16 protein-coding genes are annotated in these 17,807 nt (G+C 56.8%); 6 read left to right on the top strand and 10 right to left on the bottom strand.

Translation table 11 applies throughout. The features are described 5' to 3' along the window. Window positions 1-78 precede the first annotated feature (78 nt). The 9 genes from kdsA to crcB all read right to left on the bottom strand — a co-directional run bounded on the left by kdsA (window position 79) and on the right by crcB (window position 10,264). Window positions 79-930 carry a 3-deoxy-8-phosphooctulonate synthase gene (gene kdsA / locus KGFNPO_RS05680; RefSeq protein ID WP_472633521.1) on the bottom strand — a complete coding sequence of 284 codons (852 nt, stop codon included), beginning with the start codon at window positions 928-930 and terminating at the stop codon, window positions 79-81. Continuing rightward, on the bottom strand, window positions 927-2,585 hold the full coding sequence (locus KGFNPO_RS05675; RefSeq protein ID WP_472633520.1) for a CTP synthase: 1,659 nt from the start codon (window positions 2,583-2,585) through the stop codon (window positions 927-929). Before KGFNPO_RS05675 ends, kdsA begins: the two co-directional genes overlap by 4 nt. 344 nt (window positions 2,586-2,929) lie before the next feature. Then, a complete protein-coding gene (locus KGFNPO_RS05670; RefSeq protein WP_472633518.1) occupies window positions 2,930-3,736 on the bottom strand; it encodes an alpha/beta fold hydrolase in 807 nt (268 codons plus the stop codon). A gap of 15 nt (window positions 3,737-3,751) precedes the next feature. Next, complete coding sequence (locus KGFNPO_RS05665) at window positions 3,752-6,205, bottom strand: DNA internalization-related competence protein ComEC/Rec2 (protein WP_472633517.1); 2,454 nt, start codon at window positions 6,203-6,205, stop codon at window positions 3,752-3,754. A gap of 291 nt (window positions 6,206-6,496) precedes the next feature. Beyond that, a complete protein-coding gene (locus KGFNPO_RS05660; RefSeq protein ID WP_472633515.1) occupies window positions 6,497-7,339 on the bottom strand; it encodes a TatD family hydrolase in 843 nt (280 codons plus the stop codon). Next, the gene (lolD, locus tag KGFNPO_RS05655; RefSeq protein ID WP_472633513.1) at window positions 7,329-8,099 is read right to left on the bottom strand and encodes a lipoprotein-releasing ABC transporter ATP-binding protein LolD; all 771 of its coding nucleotides are present in this window, start codon (window positions 8,097-8,099) and stop codon (window positions 7,329-7,331) included. Before lolD ends, KGFNPO_RS05660 begins: the two co-directional genes overlap by 11 nt. After that, window positions 8,092-9,357 carry a lipoprotein-releasing ABC transporter permease subunit gene (locus tag KGFNPO_RS05650; protein ID WP_472633511.1) on the bottom strand — a complete coding sequence of 422 codons (1,266 nt, stop codon included), beginning with the start codon at window positions 9,355-9,357 and terminating at the stop codon, window positions 8,092-8,094. The genes lolD and KGFNPO_RS05650 overlap by 8 nt, the downstream gene beginning before the upstream one ends. Window positions 9,358-9,537: 180 nt before the next feature. Beyond that, the gene (locus KGFNPO_RS05645; RefSeq protein ID WP_472633509.1) at window positions 9,538-9,855 is read right to left on the bottom strand and encodes a DUF190 domain-containing protein; all 318 of its coding nucleotides are present in this window, start codon (window positions 9,853-9,855) and stop codon (window positions 9,538-9,540) included. 25 nt (window positions 9,856-9,880) lie between these two features. Beyond that, window positions 9,881-10,264: a fluoride efflux transporter CrcB gene (gene crcB, locus KGFNPO_RS05640; RefSeq protein WP_472633507.1), complete on the bottom strand. Its 384-nt coding sequence runs from the start codon at window positions 10,262-10,264 to the stop codon at window positions 9,881-9,883. Between the two features lie 209 nt (window positions 10,265-10,473). Here crcB and KGFNPO_RS05635 point away from each other — a divergent pair, with 209 nt between their 5' ends. The 5 genes from KGFNPO_RS05635 (at window position 10,474) to KGFNPO_RS05615 (ending at window position 15,993) form a co-directional block, all read left to right on the top strand. Next, complete coding sequence (locus tag KGFNPO_RS05635; protein ID WP_472633506.1) at window positions 10,474-11,526, top strand: hypothetical protein; 1,053 nt, start codon at window positions 10,474-10,476, stop codon at window positions 11,524-11,526. Window positions 11,527-11,663: 137 nt separating this feature from the next. Beyond that, entirely contained in the window at window positions 11,664-13,358 is a 1,695-nt protein-coding gene (gene recJ / locus KGFNPO_RS05630; RefSeq protein WP_472633505.1) for a single-stranded-DNA-specific exonuclease RecJ, read from the top strand. A 169-nt stretch (window positions 13,359-13,527) separates the two neighbouring features. Beyond that, entirely contained in the window at window positions 13,528-13,989 is a 462-nt protein-coding gene (locus tag KGFNPO_RS05625) for a sll1863 family stress response protein (protein WP_472633504.1), read from the top strand. Window positions 13,990-14,713: 724 nt separating this feature from the next. Beyond that, entirely contained in the window at window positions 14,714-15,178 is a 465-nt protein-coding gene (locus tag KGFNPO_RS05620) for a universal stress protein (protein WP_472633503.1), read from the top strand. A gap of 170 nt (window positions 15,179-15,348) precedes the next feature. Further along, complete coding sequence (locus KGFNPO_RS05615; protein ID WP_472633502.1) at window positions 15,349-15,993, top strand: response regulator; 645 nt, start codon at window positions 15,349-15,351, stop codon at window positions 15,991-15,993. A 13-nt stretch (window positions 15,994-16,006) separates the two neighbouring features. Here KGFNPO_RS05615 and KGFNPO_RS05610 read toward each other — a convergent pair whose 3' ends face one another. Next, window positions 16,007-16,579, bottom strand: a complete 573-nt coding sequence (locus tag KGFNPO_RS05610; protein WP_472633501.1) for a phasin family protein — start codon at window positions 16,577-16,579, stop codon at window positions 16,007-16,009. Window positions 16,580-16,817: 238 nt separating this feature from the next. On the opposite strand from KGFNPO_RS05610, the gene KGFNPO_RS05605 reads away from it, so the two are divergent. Further along, a complete protein-coding gene (locus KGFNPO_RS05605) occupies window positions 16,818-17,657 on the top strand; it encodes a universal stress protein (protein WP_472633500.1) in 840 nt (279 codons plus the stop codon). The last annotated feature ends 150 nt before the right edge of the window (window positions 17,658-17,807 follow it).

Genomic DNA, 17,807 nt, shown 5'->3' with positions numbered 1-17,807 from the left:
GTAAAGCTCCAAAAAAGAATTTTGTAGATTGGTAATCTGGTACTGAATTGCTTGAGGATTAGCAGAAATCGGCTTGAATCAGAAGCTGGATTCGAGGAATCCGTTTTTCTTTACGATCCGGTCCAGATCGATCAAGGTCGCCAGTAATTCGCGCATGCGCGCCAGCGGCACTGCATTTGGGCCGTCCGACATTGCTTCTGCCGGGTTCGGATGGGTTTCCATGAAGATGCCGGAAATGCCCACCGCTACCGCAGCCCGCGCCAGCACTGGCACGAATTCGCGCTGTCCACCGGAAGTCGCGCCCTGCCCGCCCGGCAATTGCACCGAATGGGTAGCGTCGAACACGATCGGACAACCGGTCTCGCGCATGATCGCCAGCGAACGCATGTCGGACACCAGGTTGTTGTAACCGAACGATGCGCCACGTTCACACGCCATGAAATTATCTTCCGGCAAACCGGCTTCCCTGGCGGCGGCACGCGCCTTGTCGATCACGTTCTTCATGTCGTGCGGCGACAGGAACTGGCCTTTCTTGATGTTCACCGGCTTGCCGGACTGCGCGCAAGCATGGATGAAATCGGTCTGACGGCACAGGAAAGCCGGCGTTTGCAACACATCGACCACGGCGGACACCGGCTTGACTTCGTCGATCTCGTGGATATCGGTCAGGACCGGCACCCCGATCTGCTGCTTTACATCAGCCAGAATTTCCAGCCCTTTTTCCATGCCGAGGCCGCGGAAAGAAGTGCCGGAAGAACGGTTGGCCTTGTCAAAGGATGATTTGTAGATGAATGGAATTCCCAGCGCCGCGGTGATTTCCTTCAACTGACCAGCGGTGTCAAGAGCCATCTGGCGCGACTCGATTACGCACGGACCGGCGATCAGGAAAAATGGATGGTCGAGACCGACCTCAAAATCGCAAAGCCTCATGCAGTCTCCGTAACTTGGGCGGCCTGCTTGTAGGCCAGCGCTGCCTTGATAAAGGCGGTGAACAGCGGATGACCATCGCGCGGGGTCGATTTGAATTCCGGGTGATATTGCACGCCGAAATAGAACGGATGCGCGTTCGGTCCGGAGCGTGGCAACTCCATGATTTCGCACAGATTTTCGGTTGGAGTACGGGCCGACACAACCATGCCGGCTTCTTCGACCCGACCCAGATAATGGTTATTCGCTTCGTAGCGGTGGCGATGGCGCTCAGTCACCGTAGTGCCATAGATTTCCGCTGCCATTGTGCCCGGCTTGACCGTGCAGGTTTGCGCACCGAGACGCATGGTGCCGCCGAGGTTGGAATTGATATCGCGCCGTTCTACCTGGCCGTCATGGTTTTGCCACTCATTGATGAGTGCCACCACCGGCTGATCGGTTTCCGGGTTGAATTCGGTCGAATTGGCATTGGCGAGGCCGGCCATGTTGCGCGCGTATTCGATCAAGGCAACCTGCATCCCGAGACAGATTCCCAGATAAGGAATCTTGTGTTCGCGCGCGAACTGGGCGGCGGCGATCTTGCCTTCCACGCCGCGCTTGCCGAAGCCGCCCGGCACCAGAATCGCATCGTACTTGGCGAGTGCTGCGGTACCTTTTTCTTCGATTTCCTCGGAATCCAGGTACTCGATATTGACGCGACTTTCGGTATGAATGCCGGCGTGACGCAACGCTTCAGTCAGGGATTTGTAGGATTCGGTCAGATCGACGTATTTGCCGACTATGCCGATGGTGACTTCGGTCTTCGGATGTTCCAGCGCGTATATAAGCTTGGTCCACATCGACAGATCGGCGGGCTTCGGCGACAGGCCGAGCTTTTCGCAGACAATGTCATCAAGGCCCTGGTCGTGCAGCATTTGCGGAATCTTGTAAATCGTGTCGGCATCCCAGACCGAGATCACGGCTTCTTCGACCACATTGGAAAACAGGGAAATCTTGGCCCGTTCGTCATCCGGAATCGGACGGTCGGCGCGGCACAGCAAGGCGTCCGGCGAAATGCCGATTTCACGCAATTTTTGCACGCTGTGCTGGGTTGGCTTGGTCTTCAGTTCGCCGGCGGAAGCCAGGTAAGGCACTAGCGTCAGGTGCACGAATGCGGCAGCATTGCGGCCGGCGCGCAGGCTCAACTGGCGCACCGCCTCCAGAAACGGCAGCGATTCGATATCGCCGACGGTGCCGCCGATTTCAACCAACGCGACGTCGTAACCGTAAGCGCCGCGATGGATGTAATCCTGGATTTCGTTGGTAATGTGCGGAATCACCTGCACGGTCTTGCCGAGGTACTCGCCACGGCGCTCCTTGCGGATCACCGATTCGTAAATCTGGCCGGTAGTGAAATTATTGACCTTCTTCATCCGGGTCGAAATGAAACGCTCGTAATGACCGAGGTCGAGATCGGTCTCGGCGCCATCGTCGGTTACGAACACTTCACCATGCTGGAACGGGCTCATGGTGCCGGGATCGACGTTGATATACGGATCGAGCTTCAGAAGGGTGACTTTGAGGCCGCGGGATTCGAGAATCGCGGCGAGGGAGGCGGCTGCAATTCCTTTGCCAAGGGAAGAGACGACGCCACCGGTTACGAATACAAACTTGGTCATTGCAGAAGGTGCCGAGCGGCACGAGCGGGAAATTGAAATTATACCGCAAACCGGCACCGTACTTGCCACTATCCCAGCCCAATCTGGCCCATTCAGGCAGATCGGCAAGCCGTAAAAAAGGATTGATGCTCAGGGGAAATTACCCACTGATGTTAGATACCCATGTCCAGGACGGATGAATCGGAATCAGTAGATTGGGTGAGTGATAGCGTAACCCGACATTCTCAGCCGCAAATGTCGGGTTACGCGATGAAGCCGCTAACCCAACTTACAAAAATCGTTCCCATATTTATTCAGTTCTTTCGTGCTTTTTGTGTCTTTCGTGGACAAGTGCGTAGCAAGGTCTACTCCCGCGACGGCACCAGCGACCGGATCATATCGTGCAGGGTGCTAGCGGCCAGCGCCGGCGACTCCATCGGAAACAGGTGGCTGCCCGGAATTTTCCGGTTATGCCGTCCGACCAGACGCCGGGTTGCAGCCATACCGGCTTGCCGGCACTCGACTGAATCGGTGCCGCCGACAAACCCGACCGGCACCGGGAACGGTGTCCGCACAATTATGCCGAGATGATGCGGCAGGCTGCGATAGACGGAGGTCTCGATCTCACGCGTAAAGCGCAGGGTCACGCCATCCGGATGCGGCACCAGCCCACTGTCGAGGTAGTCGCGCAACACTTGCGGCGGCCAGATCGCAAACATCTTCTTGGCGGCGAAATGCGCAAATGCGGCGTCGGCATCGGGCCACACGTTGCGGCGCTTGATCGACAGCCTGGCCGGCGAGAATTTTAAATCCTGACCGGTCGATTTAGCGACCCGCAACAGCAATGCGCGCCATCCCGCCACCACCGGCGAATCCAGCAACACCACGCAACGCACCAGATCGGGCCGATCCTTGGCCGCCATCAGACTCAGCATGCCGCCCAGTGAATGGCCGACCAGGATCACCGGTTCGGTATAGCGCGCCGCCATGTCGTCGATCAATTCCTGTTTCAGCGCGCGCCAGCCGTTTTTGACTGGATATTTCGGGTTGTGAGCATGCATGTCGAGCGCCTGAACCCGGTAATGCTGTTGCAGATGCTGGAAAAATACGCGATAAGTGCCGGCCGGATAACTGTTGGCGTGGGCGAAATGGAGTAGTGGTTTGCTTGTCATTATATTTTTTTTGTTTCAGCGTCCATACCAGTAGCGGGCATGGCTGCTGCGATATTCGGAAATGTGTACTGCCTGATCGAATTGTAAGGTGATTGCGCCGGATGCATCGTTGCGCAGGCGCTGTATTCCCATTGCGCCATAACGCTCGAACACTTCTAGCTTCGGATGCCGATAACGGTTGCGGTAGCCGACCTGAAACAGCGCCAGATCCGGACGCACTGCGTCCAGGAAAGCCACGGTCGACGAAGTGCCGCTGCCATGATGCGGCGCCAGCAGCACATTAGCACGCAATGCGTCACGATTACTGCCAAGCAACTCGGATTCTTGCGCCGCCTCGATATCGCCCGGCAGCAGGATCGAAAGGCTGCCGGTGCTGATTTTCAGGGTGCAACTGAGCGCATTCGGCTTCTGTTTCGGGTTATCCAGGATCAAAGCTTGCGGGTGCAGCATTTCGAACCGGACCCCATCCCACTGCCACGATTGCCCTGCCACGCAATGCTGATGACGCGGCGCGGCAGCGACGATTGGGCTTGTCAGCGCCAGCGAAGACCAGACCTGGCCGACCTCGATTTCATCCAGAATCGACAGCGCGCCGCCGGAGTGATCGCTATCGTTGTGGCTCACGACCAATCCATCGAGTGTCGCGATACCGCGCGCCTTCAGGTACGGCAGGATGACCCTGTTGCCGCCATTCGATTGCGGCGAATAATACGCACCGGTGTCGTACAGCAGCCGGTGTTGCTTTGTCTCAATCAGCAAGGCCATGCCCTGGCCGACATCGAAAGCCGTCACCCACATCTGGTCCGGCTGCGGCTGGGTCGGACTGTTCAGCACCAGCGGCAGCCAGCCTGCCAAACCCAGCCAACGCAGCGGCCAGCCGCGCGGCGCCAGCAACCACAAGGTTCCCAGCGCGGCGAACAGAAAAATCCACCAGGACGGCAGCGGCGCCGACCAGACTGCCCACGGCAAACCGGCCAGCCACTGCAACCCGTCCGCCAGCCACGCCACCAGCGCATGCGCGACGGCCAAAATCCAGCCCGATAATGGTGCCGGCAGCACGCTGCCCAATAAAGCCAGCGGCGTCACCAGCAAACCGACCAGTGGAATCGCGACCGCGTTGGCCACCGGACTGACCAGCGACACTTGGCCAAACAGCAGCATCGTCATCGGCACCAGACCCAGCGTCACTACGTACTGGGTATGGGCGGCGGATGTCAGAATCTGACGCCAGCGCGTCATTCTGTCGGGCGTTTCGGTCAGATGGTGCTGCGGCTGGGCGCGTCCGACGCTGGCGTACAGGATGGTCGCCACCGCACCGAATGACAGCCAATATCCGGGCCAAAGCACGGCCCAGGGGTCGAGCACAACTACCACCAGCAATGCAGTGCACAGCACATGCGAAACGCTGGTCAAGCGACCGCACCAGAGCGCGACCGCCACCACCGTCAACATGTACAAGGTCCGCTGCGCCGGCACCCCGAAGCCGGCCAACAGCACATACAGCAGCGCAATCACGACCCCGCTTAAGGCTGCGACTTTTTGCGCCGGCAGCAGCAAGGGCAACTCGGCGCTGGTAAACAATGAACGCCGCCATAGCCATTGCGCCAATGCGGCAAACAAGCCGGCCACCATCGTGATGTGCAAGCCGGAAATCGAAATCAGGTGACCGATGCCGCTACGGTTGAACACTTTCCAGTCGCTTTGCGCGATGGCGCGCTGGTCGCCCACCACCAGCGCGACAATTACGCCGGCGTAGGCATATTCATGCTCGGGCAATGCGGCATAAATGCGTTCGCGCAAACCGGCGCGGCAGTATTCGACCAGATTACTGACGCTGAACACAAAACTGGACAAGCGCCGGTTCTTCAGCGTCGCTTGCGCATCCGGGCGCACATAACCGGTGGCGCGCAGATTTTGCTCCAGTAGCCAGACTTCATAATCGAAACCGTCGGGATTAGCATTGCCGTGCGGCTTTTGCAGCCGTACCGTGAGTTGCCAGCGCTCGCCGGGCCCGACTGCCGGCACCACATCCGCTGCCGGCATCGAATACCAGGACAAGGCGATTTTAGGGGGGAAATCGGGCGGCAAGTCGGATGCCACTAAGGTGCTGCCGTCCGGCTGCAACACCAGCATCTGCTCCAGCGCCAGATTGAAGCGCACGCCCTGATCGAAGCGGTAAGGCAGACTGTCAATGGTGCCAATCAGCGTCACGTCGCGCCCTTCCCAATCGTCCGGCAACGCATGCGCCAGACGCTGCTGCGCCAGCAGCCCGGCCCAGACAAAGCCCAGCGCGGCACCGCAGGCTAGCAGCAAAGCCGGTCGCAAAACCGGTCGCGGCCAGCGCCGCGCCGCCACGCCGAGCATCGCTGCCGCAGCCAGCAACAGCAACGCAAGCGTCAATGACGGCAACACCGGCTGGTTTTGCAGCCAGACGATACCGATCACAAAACCGATGATGGCGCTACGCATGAGTATTTATATGGGAACTGAAGGGTTTAACATACTGCATTGCGTATTCTTAAATACCGCAATGAATATATGCGGTAAATAAGCCATTTATCGGCATACCCTGCCATTTTTTATAATGCCAGTAACTATTCAGTCCGCTTTGGGAGACATCTAAATCGAAGCAGCTTCTGTAGGAGCGCACCCGGGCGCGATTCCCCGGTAGCTATTCACAATCCAGTCGCGCCCGGGTGCGCTCCTACAAAAACCACGCTACTGACTTTTGATTGATATACGACTGAACAATTACTAATATCATCGGGCATCTGGAGAGCCGGCGGCAGTCAGCGCAGCCAGCGCTGCCAATCTCGGCAGCACCGCCGCAACGTTGGCGCAGGTAACGCTGGCGACATGGCTGGCCGCTTGCCCGCGCAACTCGGCCAGATGCAAACCAATCTGCGGCAACTGTTCCGGGCTGTTGCGCGCCGGGTGCAGCCACGCCGGCGAAATGTCCGGCGCATCGGTTTCCAGCACGATAGATTCCAGCGGCAGCGCCACGGCCAGACGGCGAATCTGCAATGCACGCGGGAAAGTCATCGCGCCGCCAAAGCCCAGCTTGAAACCGAGATCGATGAAAGCTTGCGCTTGCTGCATGCTGCCGTTGAATGCATGCGCGATGCCGCCGGGGACGGCAATTATGCGCAACTGCTTGAGTATCAAATCCTGCGAGCGCCGCACATGCAACAGCACCGGCAAGCCGAAGTCGCGGGCGATTTTCAATTGTTCGCGGTAGAAATAGGTCTGCTTTTCAGCCATGGCCGCAGTTTTCAGGTCGGGCAGGAAGAAATCGAGTCCGATTTCGCCGATTGCGACCAAGCGTGGGTCCTGCATTGCAGCCGCCACGCTCTGGCGCAAAGCGTCTAAATCGGCTTGCTGCGCCTGCGGCACGAAAATCGGATGAATCCCCAGCGCATACGCGCAATTGGGTTGGCTGTGCGCTAAGGCGGCAACCGCCGCGAAATTGGCGGACTCCACCGCCGGGATGACAATCCAGTCGACGCCCAGTTGCGCCGCCTTTTGCGCCACTGATGCGCCCGCCAAGCCACCGTCGTCGCCGAATTCGTGCGCATCCAGGTGGCAATGGCTGTCAATCCACATGCTCGATATGCCCAACTTGTTCAACTTGTTCAACATAGGGCTGCAAGCCATTTTCAGCCAGACGCAGCACGCGGTCGCAACGCCGCGCCAGTTCGATATCGTGCGTCACGATGATGAAGGCGGTGCCGAGCGTACTCGACAATTCCAGCATCAGATCGAAAATCTGATGTGCAGTCTTGCGGTCGAGGTTGCCGGTCGGCTCGTCGGCCAGCACGCACGCCGGCTGCGTCACCAGCGCGCGCGCCAGCGCAACCCGCTGCCGCTCGCCGCCGGAGAGTTCGCCCGGCACATGCGTGACGCGGTGCCCCAATCCAACCCGCGTCAGGATCGCTGCCGCCTGTTGCTGCGCATCGCTGCGCTTGAGACGCCGGATCAGCAGCGGCATCGCGACATTGTCGAGCGCCGAGAATTCCGGCAGCAAATGGTGGAACTGGTACACGAAACCGAGTGCGGTATTGCGCACATCGCCGCGCGTTTTTTCGTTCAGGCTGGCAAAGTCGCGCCCCAGCAGGGATACGCTACCCGAGGTCGGCGTATCGAGGCCGCCCAACAAATGCAGCAAGGTCGATTTACCGGAGCCGGACGCGCCGACAATCGCCACCCGCTCGCCCTTGTGCACATCGAGGTTGATGCCGGACAGCACATCGACCGAATATGCTCCCTGGACGAATTTTTTGGACAGACCACGACACGACAATACGACGGGTTGGATCAGCGACGGCAACGAGTGCTCCCTGAGATGGTGGTTGAGATCATTCATAGCGCAACGCCTCCGCCGGCCGCACGCGCGCGGCGCGCCAGCTCGGATATAAAGTGGCGAGGAAAGCCAGCACCACCGCCACGCAACCTATGGTGTAGACATCGGGCCAGCGCAAATCGGACGGCAGCGAGGAAATCAGGTAAATATCCTTGGGCAGGAACTGCACGCCCAGCAAATGTTCGATAACCGGCACGATCACATCGACATTCAGCGCCACCAGAATACCCAGGAAGACACCGATTCCGGTGCCGAGCAAGCCAACCAGCGCGCCTTGGATCATGAATATTTTCATGATCGAACCCGGCGATGCGCCCAGCGTGCGCAAAATCGCAATATCGGCCTGCTTGTCGGTCACCGTCATCACCAGGGTCGAAACCAGATTGAAGGCGGCCACTGCGATGATCAGGGTCAGGATGATGAACATCATACGTTTTTCCGTCTGCACCGCGGCAAACCAGTTGCGGTTTTGCTTCGACCAGTCGCTGATGATCAAGTCGCCGGAAAGGAGTTTCGACAAATCCTGCGCCACTTGCGGTGCGCGCTGCATGTCGCTGATTTTCAGACGCAGGCCGGACGGCGCTGCCAGCCGGAACATCTTTTCCGCGTCTTCCAGATGGATGAAAGCCAGCGTCGAATCGTATTCAAAATGCCCAGCCTCGAAGATGCCGGTCACGGTGAATTGTTTCAGCCGCGGCAGCACGCCGGCCGGCGTCACCTGTCCTTGTGGCGCCAGCATTGTCACTTTTTCACCAATTTCCACATGCAGCGCGCGCGCCAGTTCGCCGCCCAGCACCACGTTGAATTCACCCGCTTTTAAATCATCGAAACTGCCCTGACGCACCTGGTTGGCCACATCCGAGACCGCCCGTTCCTGTTGCGGCAACACGCCGCGGATGACGACCCCGCGCAGGATTTCGTCGCGCGTGAGCATAGCTTGCGTGGCTACATACGGCGCGGCCCCGATGACTTCCTTATCCTGCATCGCTTGCCTGGCGGTGCCCTGCCAGTCGGTCATGGCGCCGCTAGCGTCAAATACTTCGATATGCGCCAGCACCGACAGCATCCGGTCGCGCACATCCTTTTGAAAGCCGTTCATCACCGACAGCACCACAATCAGCGCCGCCACGCCGAGCGCGATGCCGGCCATCGAAATCAGTGAAATGAAGGAAATAAAACTATTGCGCCCGCTGCGTCGTCCGGCGCGGGTATAGCGCAAGCCGACCAGCCATTCAAACGGCAGGTTTTTTAAGATACTCAATGTGCAATTCCCGTTTGTTTGTTTCAGTCCGTGCCCAGCCAATTGGCCGGGCGATGCAGAATGATACGTTATAACGTTTGTGGTATTTATCGTTTCAATCCGCGCCCGGCCAATTGGTTGGGTGATACCCCGTAGGGGCACGGCATGCCGTGCCAGTACACCCAAAGGCATGCCGTGCCCCTACGTTCCGATGGTGCCGAATTCAACCGCGGTTTTAGCGTAAAAAAGATGCAACCCGGGTTCCGCATTTAAAAGCGCAAACAATTTTTCCGACTCTTCTTCAGAAACCACCATGGTGACCTCGACCGGTTGATCGGCCAGCTCGAAAAAATGGGCGGAATGCAGCCGGTGATGGCTGTCGATGCCTTCCTGCGCGGTGCGCAGGGTTGCTCCTCGAATTTGCATCGACTGCACCAGCGCCATCAGCCATTCGGCAAGCGGCAAATGGCCATGACGGCGGTCTTGCTGGGTAAAGAATGTCAGTTGATAACCGGTCATGCAATTCTCCTCAAATCAGACTGAATCAGGCGCGCAACACTTGTTGCGCAATCACGATGCCGACGATTGTCAGCAGCACCGAACCCACCACATGGACCATTATTTCAATCCCGGCATTGGCGATTCTGCCCTGCTGCAGTTGCGTGCTGACTTCCAGCGAAAAGGTTGAAAACGTGGTTAAGCCGCCCAAAAAACCGGTAATGATGGCCAGCCGCCACTCGGGCGGAATGGCGCTCCGGCTGATCAAAACTTCGCTCGCAATACCAATCAGCAAGCCGCCGACCAGGTTTGCCACCAGAGTGCCGAGTGGCAAGTTCGGCCAGATTGCATTCAATGCCAGCCCCAGCCGCCAGCGCAGCAAGGCGCCAAGCGAGGCGCCCAAAGCGATGGATATGATCGAAGCAATCATAGCGCTCAATCCACTTTCTTAATTTTATACAAACATTCTTCCGGCATGATCGACTCTGCATGGCAATTATTAGTGCGGGTAGATTACTGCGACTCTCCGCGAGCAACAAGAAAGTTCGATGAAAAACCAACATCATGCGGGTAAATGACGCTTGCTGTTTGCTGAGAAGCTGCGGGATTAATATGCGCTTTTTGTCCTACAATCGCGGCATGAGTCATATTGAAATCCTGCTGCCGTTCGGCCTGCCGCCGCCCGAACTGGCGTCTGACCTGATCAGGCAATTGAAAACCCCGGCCTTGGCCACCCTGCTGGGACGCGCCAAAATCGTGTCGCAAGCGCCGCAATGGCAGACCTTCGACGGTTTTGCCAACGCCTTGCCGCACGAAGCCTGGCTGGCGCAGCAATTCGGGCTGGCTGAGCACTTGGCGCAGAACGGCAGCCCGCCGGTGGCGGCGGCGGCGATGAAAATGTTTGATCTGGAGCCGGACGACGGCGTCTGGTTCATGCTGCAGCCGGTCCACATTCATGTCACGCGCGACCATCTGGTGCTGATGGATCAGCGGCAGTTAGCGATTTCCGAGCAGGAGTCCCGCACCCTGTTCGACTTGGCCGAACCGCTATTTACGGAAGTTGGGATGCAGTTGCGTTATGGCGATGCACACACCTGGTTCATGCGCGCCGATGCCTGGAATGCGTTGCGCACTTCTACGCCGGATGCGGCCTGCGGCCACAACATCGATATCTGGATGCCCAAGGGCGATGGCGAGCGCGACTGGCGCAAGTTGCAAAATGAAGTCCAGATGCACTGGCACGATCATGCGATCAATCAAGAGCGTGAAATGCGCGGCCAAAAGCCGGTTAATTCGCTCTGGCTGTGGGGCGGTACGCCAACCGTCATGGTCCAAACTCCAGCACAAACCGCCTACACAACCGCGATCAACCTGCCCAAGTGGATGGGCGCGCTGGGCCAAACTCGCGGCATGACTGCCAGGCAGCTGATTTCGGCTGCGCCGCAACAGGGTTTACTGGTGCTCGACGCGCTGCTGGAAGCGGCTCTGGCCGGCGATTGGGGCCGCTGGTTGGCGCAAGTGCAGGAACTGGAATTGCACTGGTTCGCGCCGCTGCTGGACGCCTTGAAGGCTGGCAAAATCAGCAGCATTGGGCTGATCCTGAACCATAACAAAGAATTGCGCAGTTACCGCGCCAGCCGGATGGCGTTGCGGCAGTTCTGGTTGCAGCCGTCGCTGAACAAGCTTCTGTAGGTCGGGTTAGCGCAGCGTAACCCGACATTTGCGGCTGGGAATGTCGGGTTACGCTGCGCTAACCCGACCTACTTATTCCGACTCGTCTTGTTTGGGACGTGCATATCTAGCTAACATCCGTTTAAAAAGACCACACCATGACCCGAATCACCACCCGCCCCTATTCTTTCCGCGCCTCCGAAATGCTGCGCCAGAGCGGCGTCCATCCGGTTCTGGCGCGCGTGTATGCGGCGCGCGGTCTGACCGAAATGACTGAATTGTCCAGCGAGTTGAAGGCATTGATGGCGCCCGGCGGCTTGCTGCACATTAATGAGGCGGCGGCGTTTCTGGCCGATGCGATTGCCGCCCACAAAAAGCTGGTGATCGTCGCCGATTACGACTGCGACGGCGCCACTGCTTGCGCGGCGGGCTTGCGCGGCTTGCGTGCATTGGGCGCGCAGGTCGACTTCATCGTGCCGAACCGGTTCGAATACGGTTATGGACTGACGCCCGAAATCGTCGATTTGACCATCCGCGAAAAATCGCCCGACATCATCGTCACCGTCGATAACGGCATCGCCAGCATCGACGGCGTGGCGGAAGCCAACCGGCGCGGTGTCGAAGTGGTGGTTACCGACCACCACTTGCCGGGCGACACGCTGCCGAATGCACGCGTGATCGTCAACCCGAACCAGCCGGAATGCGGCTTTCCCAGCAAAAACCTGGCCGGCGTGGGCGTGATGTTTTACGTGCTGCTGGCGCTACGGGCCGAAATGCGCCAGCGCGGCGTATTCGATGCCCAGACTCAGCCCAAACTGGACGTGCTGCTCGACCTGGTTGCGCTCGGCACCGTGGCCGACGTGGTCAAGCTCGATGCCAATAATCGCATTCTGGTGGCGCAAGGATTGAAGCGCATGCGCGCCGGCCGCATGCACGCCGGCGTGGCGGCGCTGTTTCGTGCCGCCGGGCGCGAGGCTCGACGCGCCACGCCGTTCGATCTCGGCTTTGCGCTCGGGCCTCGGCTGAACGCGGCCGGACGGCTGGCCGACATGGCGCTCGGCATCGAATGCCTGACCACCGACGATGAAGGCCGGGCTTGGGCGATTGCGCAACAGCTCAATGAAATCAATATCGAACGACGCGCAATCGAAGCCGACATGCAAGACGCCGCGCTGCTGCATCTGGACGACTTCGCGCCGCAGGACAGCAGCACCATCACCGTGTTCGACGAAAGCTGGCATCAGGGCGTGATCGGCATCGTCGCCTCGCGCCTGAAAGATAAATTTTATCGCCCGACCATCACCTTCGCGCCCGGCGGTGCAGGATTGATTAAAGGTTCGGGGCGTTCGATACCGGGCTTTCATTTACGCGATGCGCTTGATCTGGTGTCGAAACAAGCCCCGACCCTGATCGAAAAATTCGGCGGCCATGCGATGGCGGCTGGCTTGACGATCCGCGCCGATGCCTTGCCGGCGTTTTCAAAAGCGTTCGAGGCCGTCGGCCAATCCTGGCTCGGCGCGCATCAACTGGAGCGCATCATCGAAACCGACGGCGCGCTGGAAGATGCTTACTTCACCACCCAGTTCATCGAAATCATGGATGGTCAGGTGTGGGGCCAGGGTTTCGCGCCGCCGCTGTTTTGCGACGAATTTCGCGTCATCAGTCAGCGCGTGCTGAAGGAACGGCACCTGAAACTGCAGTTGGAAAAAAACGGCCAGCGCTATGACGCAATCTGGTTCGGCCACGCCGATGCGCTGCCGGAACGCACCCGCGTTGCTTTCCGGCTCGACGCCAACGAATACAACGGCGTAACACGGGTGCAACTGATGGTGGAGCATGCGGAAGCGGCCTAACGGGCAAGGCTGGCTTTTATGGCGGCGATTTGATTTTTATCAGACAAACTGCAGGCTCTTGCATTAGGCTGGAAATGTGTGAAATGCGGCAGCTTGGGCCGGTCTGCGATGTACGTCGTCCTTGCTGCAGGCATCCCACGCTTTTCTCTTTTTCCCGATGAGGCCCAAGATGAAACGAAGCGGATTATCTGTGATTGCAATTGCATTGACGGCCAGTCTGAGCGTGCTGGCAGGGTGCGAAAAGGCTGAAACGCCGTTGCCGAAAATGGGGAAGACAGAACCATCGGCACCACAAACGCAAGCGAGCGGCGCAGCGGCGACTACCCCGAGCGAGCGCGAATCCACGCTGCAGATGGCGCGCCAGCAAATCGATCAGTTGAAAGCGCAAGTCGATGCCTTGAAAGTCAAGGCGCAAGACGCCAGTGCTGCTCTGAAGAAAAAGCTGGCAACGGATATCCAGGGTTTCAACCAGGATCTCAAAGATCTTGAGACCAAATTCAACGCGCTCAAAAACGCCAGCGCAAGCGCCTGGCAAGACATGAAGACATCTTTCACCGCCGCGATCGACAAGCTCAAAGGATCAGTCGAAAAGTCCGGCAAGCAATCGAATGCGACTGGCAGTTCGTATTGAGATAAAAACATACTGTTTGTTGTATTTTTAATGCCGCATTATTTTAATGCGGGAAAGGCATTGAAAGAAAGCATACTCTCGCATTTTTATGATTTTCTGGCAGACATTGAACATACGCAATTGCTCCCAGCGGCGCAAGATGCAGTCCCGCCAAGCGCCAGAATCGGCCGCCACCAGTTCCCATCAGCATAAATGAATCCATAGTGATCGGCCTGATCCTGATCACTTGCCACTTGGTTGCCGTATTTTCTAATCTGACTGATTACCGCACAAAAAATTCAGTCCACGAAAAACACCAAAGACACGAAAAAGCGTACCTGCTTAGTCGCCAGGTAACGACCGTTTGCATTCCCTCTCCCCCGCTTTTTCTCGCAAGCGGGAGAGCATACAAGGGGTTTTTACGCCTCTCTCCCACAAGTGGGAGAGAGGCCAGGGGTTATCCAGTGCGGGCTGAATAGTTACGAAAAAACCTCTCGGGCGCAGACGAAAGAACTGTGTTGCATTCTTTCGTACTTTTCGTGTCTTTCGTGGACAATGCTTTTCATGTCTTGCAGCAACAGCCATACGGAAAATCTAGCCACCATTGCCACAATCCCCTATACTCCGATTGCCAATTTGCAATTGTTTGCAATTATCAGGAGTGCAGTTTGTTCATTCGCAAAGCATAGTCACAAGCAGCCTGTCACCTTTAACACTTCGGAATATATTTCTTCAAGGAGGCCATATGTATCAAAAGATTTTGATTCCAACCGATGGTTCCGACTTCTCCAACACTGCCGCACAAGCCGGTGTGGAATTTGCCCGGCAATTAAATGCTGAAGTGGTGGGGGTTTACGTCGCCCCCGATTACCAGTATCCGATCTATGTGGAAATCATCCCCCCCAGCTATCCGTCTGAAGAAGAGTACAAGGTATCAATGCGCCAGGCAGGGGAAAGTTACTTGCAGACGATACAGAAATCGGCAGAGGCCGCCGGTCTGAAATTCACCGGGTTAATCGAATTTGCGGATACTCCTGCGAAAAATATCGCCCACGCAGCCCAGGAAAATCAGTGCGACTTGATTTTCATGGGGTCGCACGGACGCGGCGGCTGGGGACAACTGATTCTGGGCAGCGTTACCTCGAAAGTTCTTTCCTTATGCAAGATCCCGGTGCTGGTATATCGGGTGGGGAAATCAAGCACCACTTGATTAGAGCGAGTAATTATTGATTGCTAATCGTTGTATCGCAGGATAGTCGTACACACCATAGGCCCGGAACGAATAAGTGCTACATTCACAACATCGTTCCGCCCGGGCTTGCGATCAATGCTGCTGTCCCACTCAAGGAATCACCCTACCTTTCAAGAATGGTTAAACCGATGATACGTTTAGTCATTGCAGACGATCACACCATCATGCGTGAAGGCCTCAAACGCATTCTGGACGGCGCAGAAAATATCGAAGTCGTCGGCGAAGCCGTTAACGGCTTTGAAGTTCTGGCAAAAGTCAGGGAAGGCGGATTTGACCTGCTGCTGCTGGATCTTTCGATGCCTGGGCGCAGCGGGGTCGAACTGATCCGGCAAATCAAGAGCGAAGCGCCAAAACTGCCGATTCTGGTGCTCACCATGCATGAAGAAGAGCAATATGCAGTGCGCACGATACGCGCGGGAGCGCGCGGTTACCTGACCAAGGAAAGCGCCGGCACGCAATTGCTCAGCGCAATTGAAAAAGTGGCGGCCGGTCGCCCCTACATAAGCGCCGAAGTCGCCGAGCAATTGGCGCTGGAAATCATGGAGCCGCACGAGATATTGCCGCACGACCGGCTGTCAAACCGCGAATTCGAGGTTTTCAATCTTCTGGTGCATGGCAAATCGATTACCGAAATTGCCAAATCCTTGCATTTAAGCGTAAAAACCATCAGCACCCACAAAACCAACTTGCTTCACAAAATGCATATGGATTCGCTCGCGCAACTGGTGCAGTATGCGGTGGCGCAAAACATTATTAACACCCCGCATCGCTGACGCCGGAAAATTCTTACTTCTGCTTTTCGTGGAAGGTTGCGGATTTGATTGCGGCTTTCTTTTCTTCCGTGATGGTGTCGCTGACTTTTTCAAAGTTGGTGCGAGCGACCTCGATATTATGGGTCGCAAGCGTCGACGCCTCCTTCAAGGCCATGCTCCAGACATTAAACAGATCGCTCATTGGCCTCATTAAGTCACCATTGCCCTTACTCCCCGTCATGGGCATCGGCATCATGGGCATAGGCATCAGTTGTGCGTTACTGGCATGTTCAAAGTACTGCTCAATGCTTTTTCCGACCTTATTTTGCATTTCCTGACATATTTGCAACATCTCTTTCTGGGATTTGCTAATGTAATCCGGCGTGCGTGAAAGAAAACTCGATTGCAGCAAGGCAATCTGATTCATATCACGGCTAGTCAACAGCGCCTGCGCAAGTTGCATTTGCTCATTGAACAACGCATGCGCTGTACTCAGAACTACCTGATCGATTTTTTCGGTGCAGGTTAATACTGTTTCTGCCAGTTGCTGGGTTGCATGCAACTGATTTTTATAGGAATTGGACAAAGCGTTTTCGGGGTTTTGCATAATGGTGCTCCTGGAGAATTAATGAGAAACCATGGGTGGCATTCTGCGGCAAACAAAGAATCCGGCCACCGCATGAAAGAATATTCTTGTACTTGGAGGGAATCGTGGTTTGAGCAATATCAAAAGTTGATTCACTAACCGCTTCCACCGTTGCGGCTAAAAATATTGATATTGATCAAACCTGTCGGGAGCGGCCCACATTACTGTTTTTAGTTGTACATCAACCAAGGAGTACGCCATGTCGTTCAAGACCATTCTCGTGCACGTCGACGAGTCAAAACACGCAGCAGATTGCATCCGGATTGCAAGTGAAATTGCACTGACTGAAAATGCCCACCTGATAGGCGCAGCGATGACCGGCGTATCCCGTTACCTGTATCGGGACCAGACCATCAGCGACAACGATCCGGGCTTGATCTCGCACATGGCGTTTCTCAGGGAGCGCGCCAGCCTGGCGCTGCAGCAATTCGCGCCGCTGGTTCAGAAAATCGGCGTCAGTTCATTCGAGCAGCGGGTGATCGATGACGAGGCTGCCGGCGGTATCTGCTTGCAGGCCCGCTACAGCGATTTGGTGGTGATTGGACAAATCGACCCGGATCAAGCATCGCCCACCGTGCTGTCGGATTTTCCGGAATATGTGTTGATCCATAGCGGCCGCCCGGTGCTGGTGATTCCTTATGCAGGACACTTTGAAAAAATCGGAAAACGCATCCTGATCGCGTGGGATGGCAGCAAGGAAGCCACCCGCGCAGTGACCAATGCGATCCCGCTATTGCAACGGGCCGAGATCGTCCATGTCGTGATATTCAACAACGACGCCAAGACCGATACCCACGGCGTCGAACCCGGCGCCGATATCGCACTGTACCTGGCCCGCCACGGCGTCAAGGTGGAAGTATCGCTACAAGCTAGCAACATCGATATTGGCAACAGCCTGTTATCACTGGCCAGCGATATGCATGTGGACCTGATCGTCATGGGCGGTTACGGTCATTCGCGCTTCCGTGAAACCATACTTGGAGGCGCCACCCGCACCATGATGCAATCCATGACAGTGCCGGTGCTGATGTCGCATTAGAATCGGCCGGCAAACGGCCAGGCTTGATCCACGAAAAGCACGAAAGACACGAAAGACACGAACAAAAAACCTTTTCGTGCTTTTCGTGTCTTTCGTGGACAATGCTTTTCAGTTAATTAATTGAACAACCTTCATGCCCATCGTCCGACT

The sequence above is a fragment of the Gelidimonas diazotrophica genome (assembly GCF_055694025.1).
Note: the sequence above shows the minus strand (reverse complement) of the source record. Positions and strands in the feature narration are given on the sequence as shown.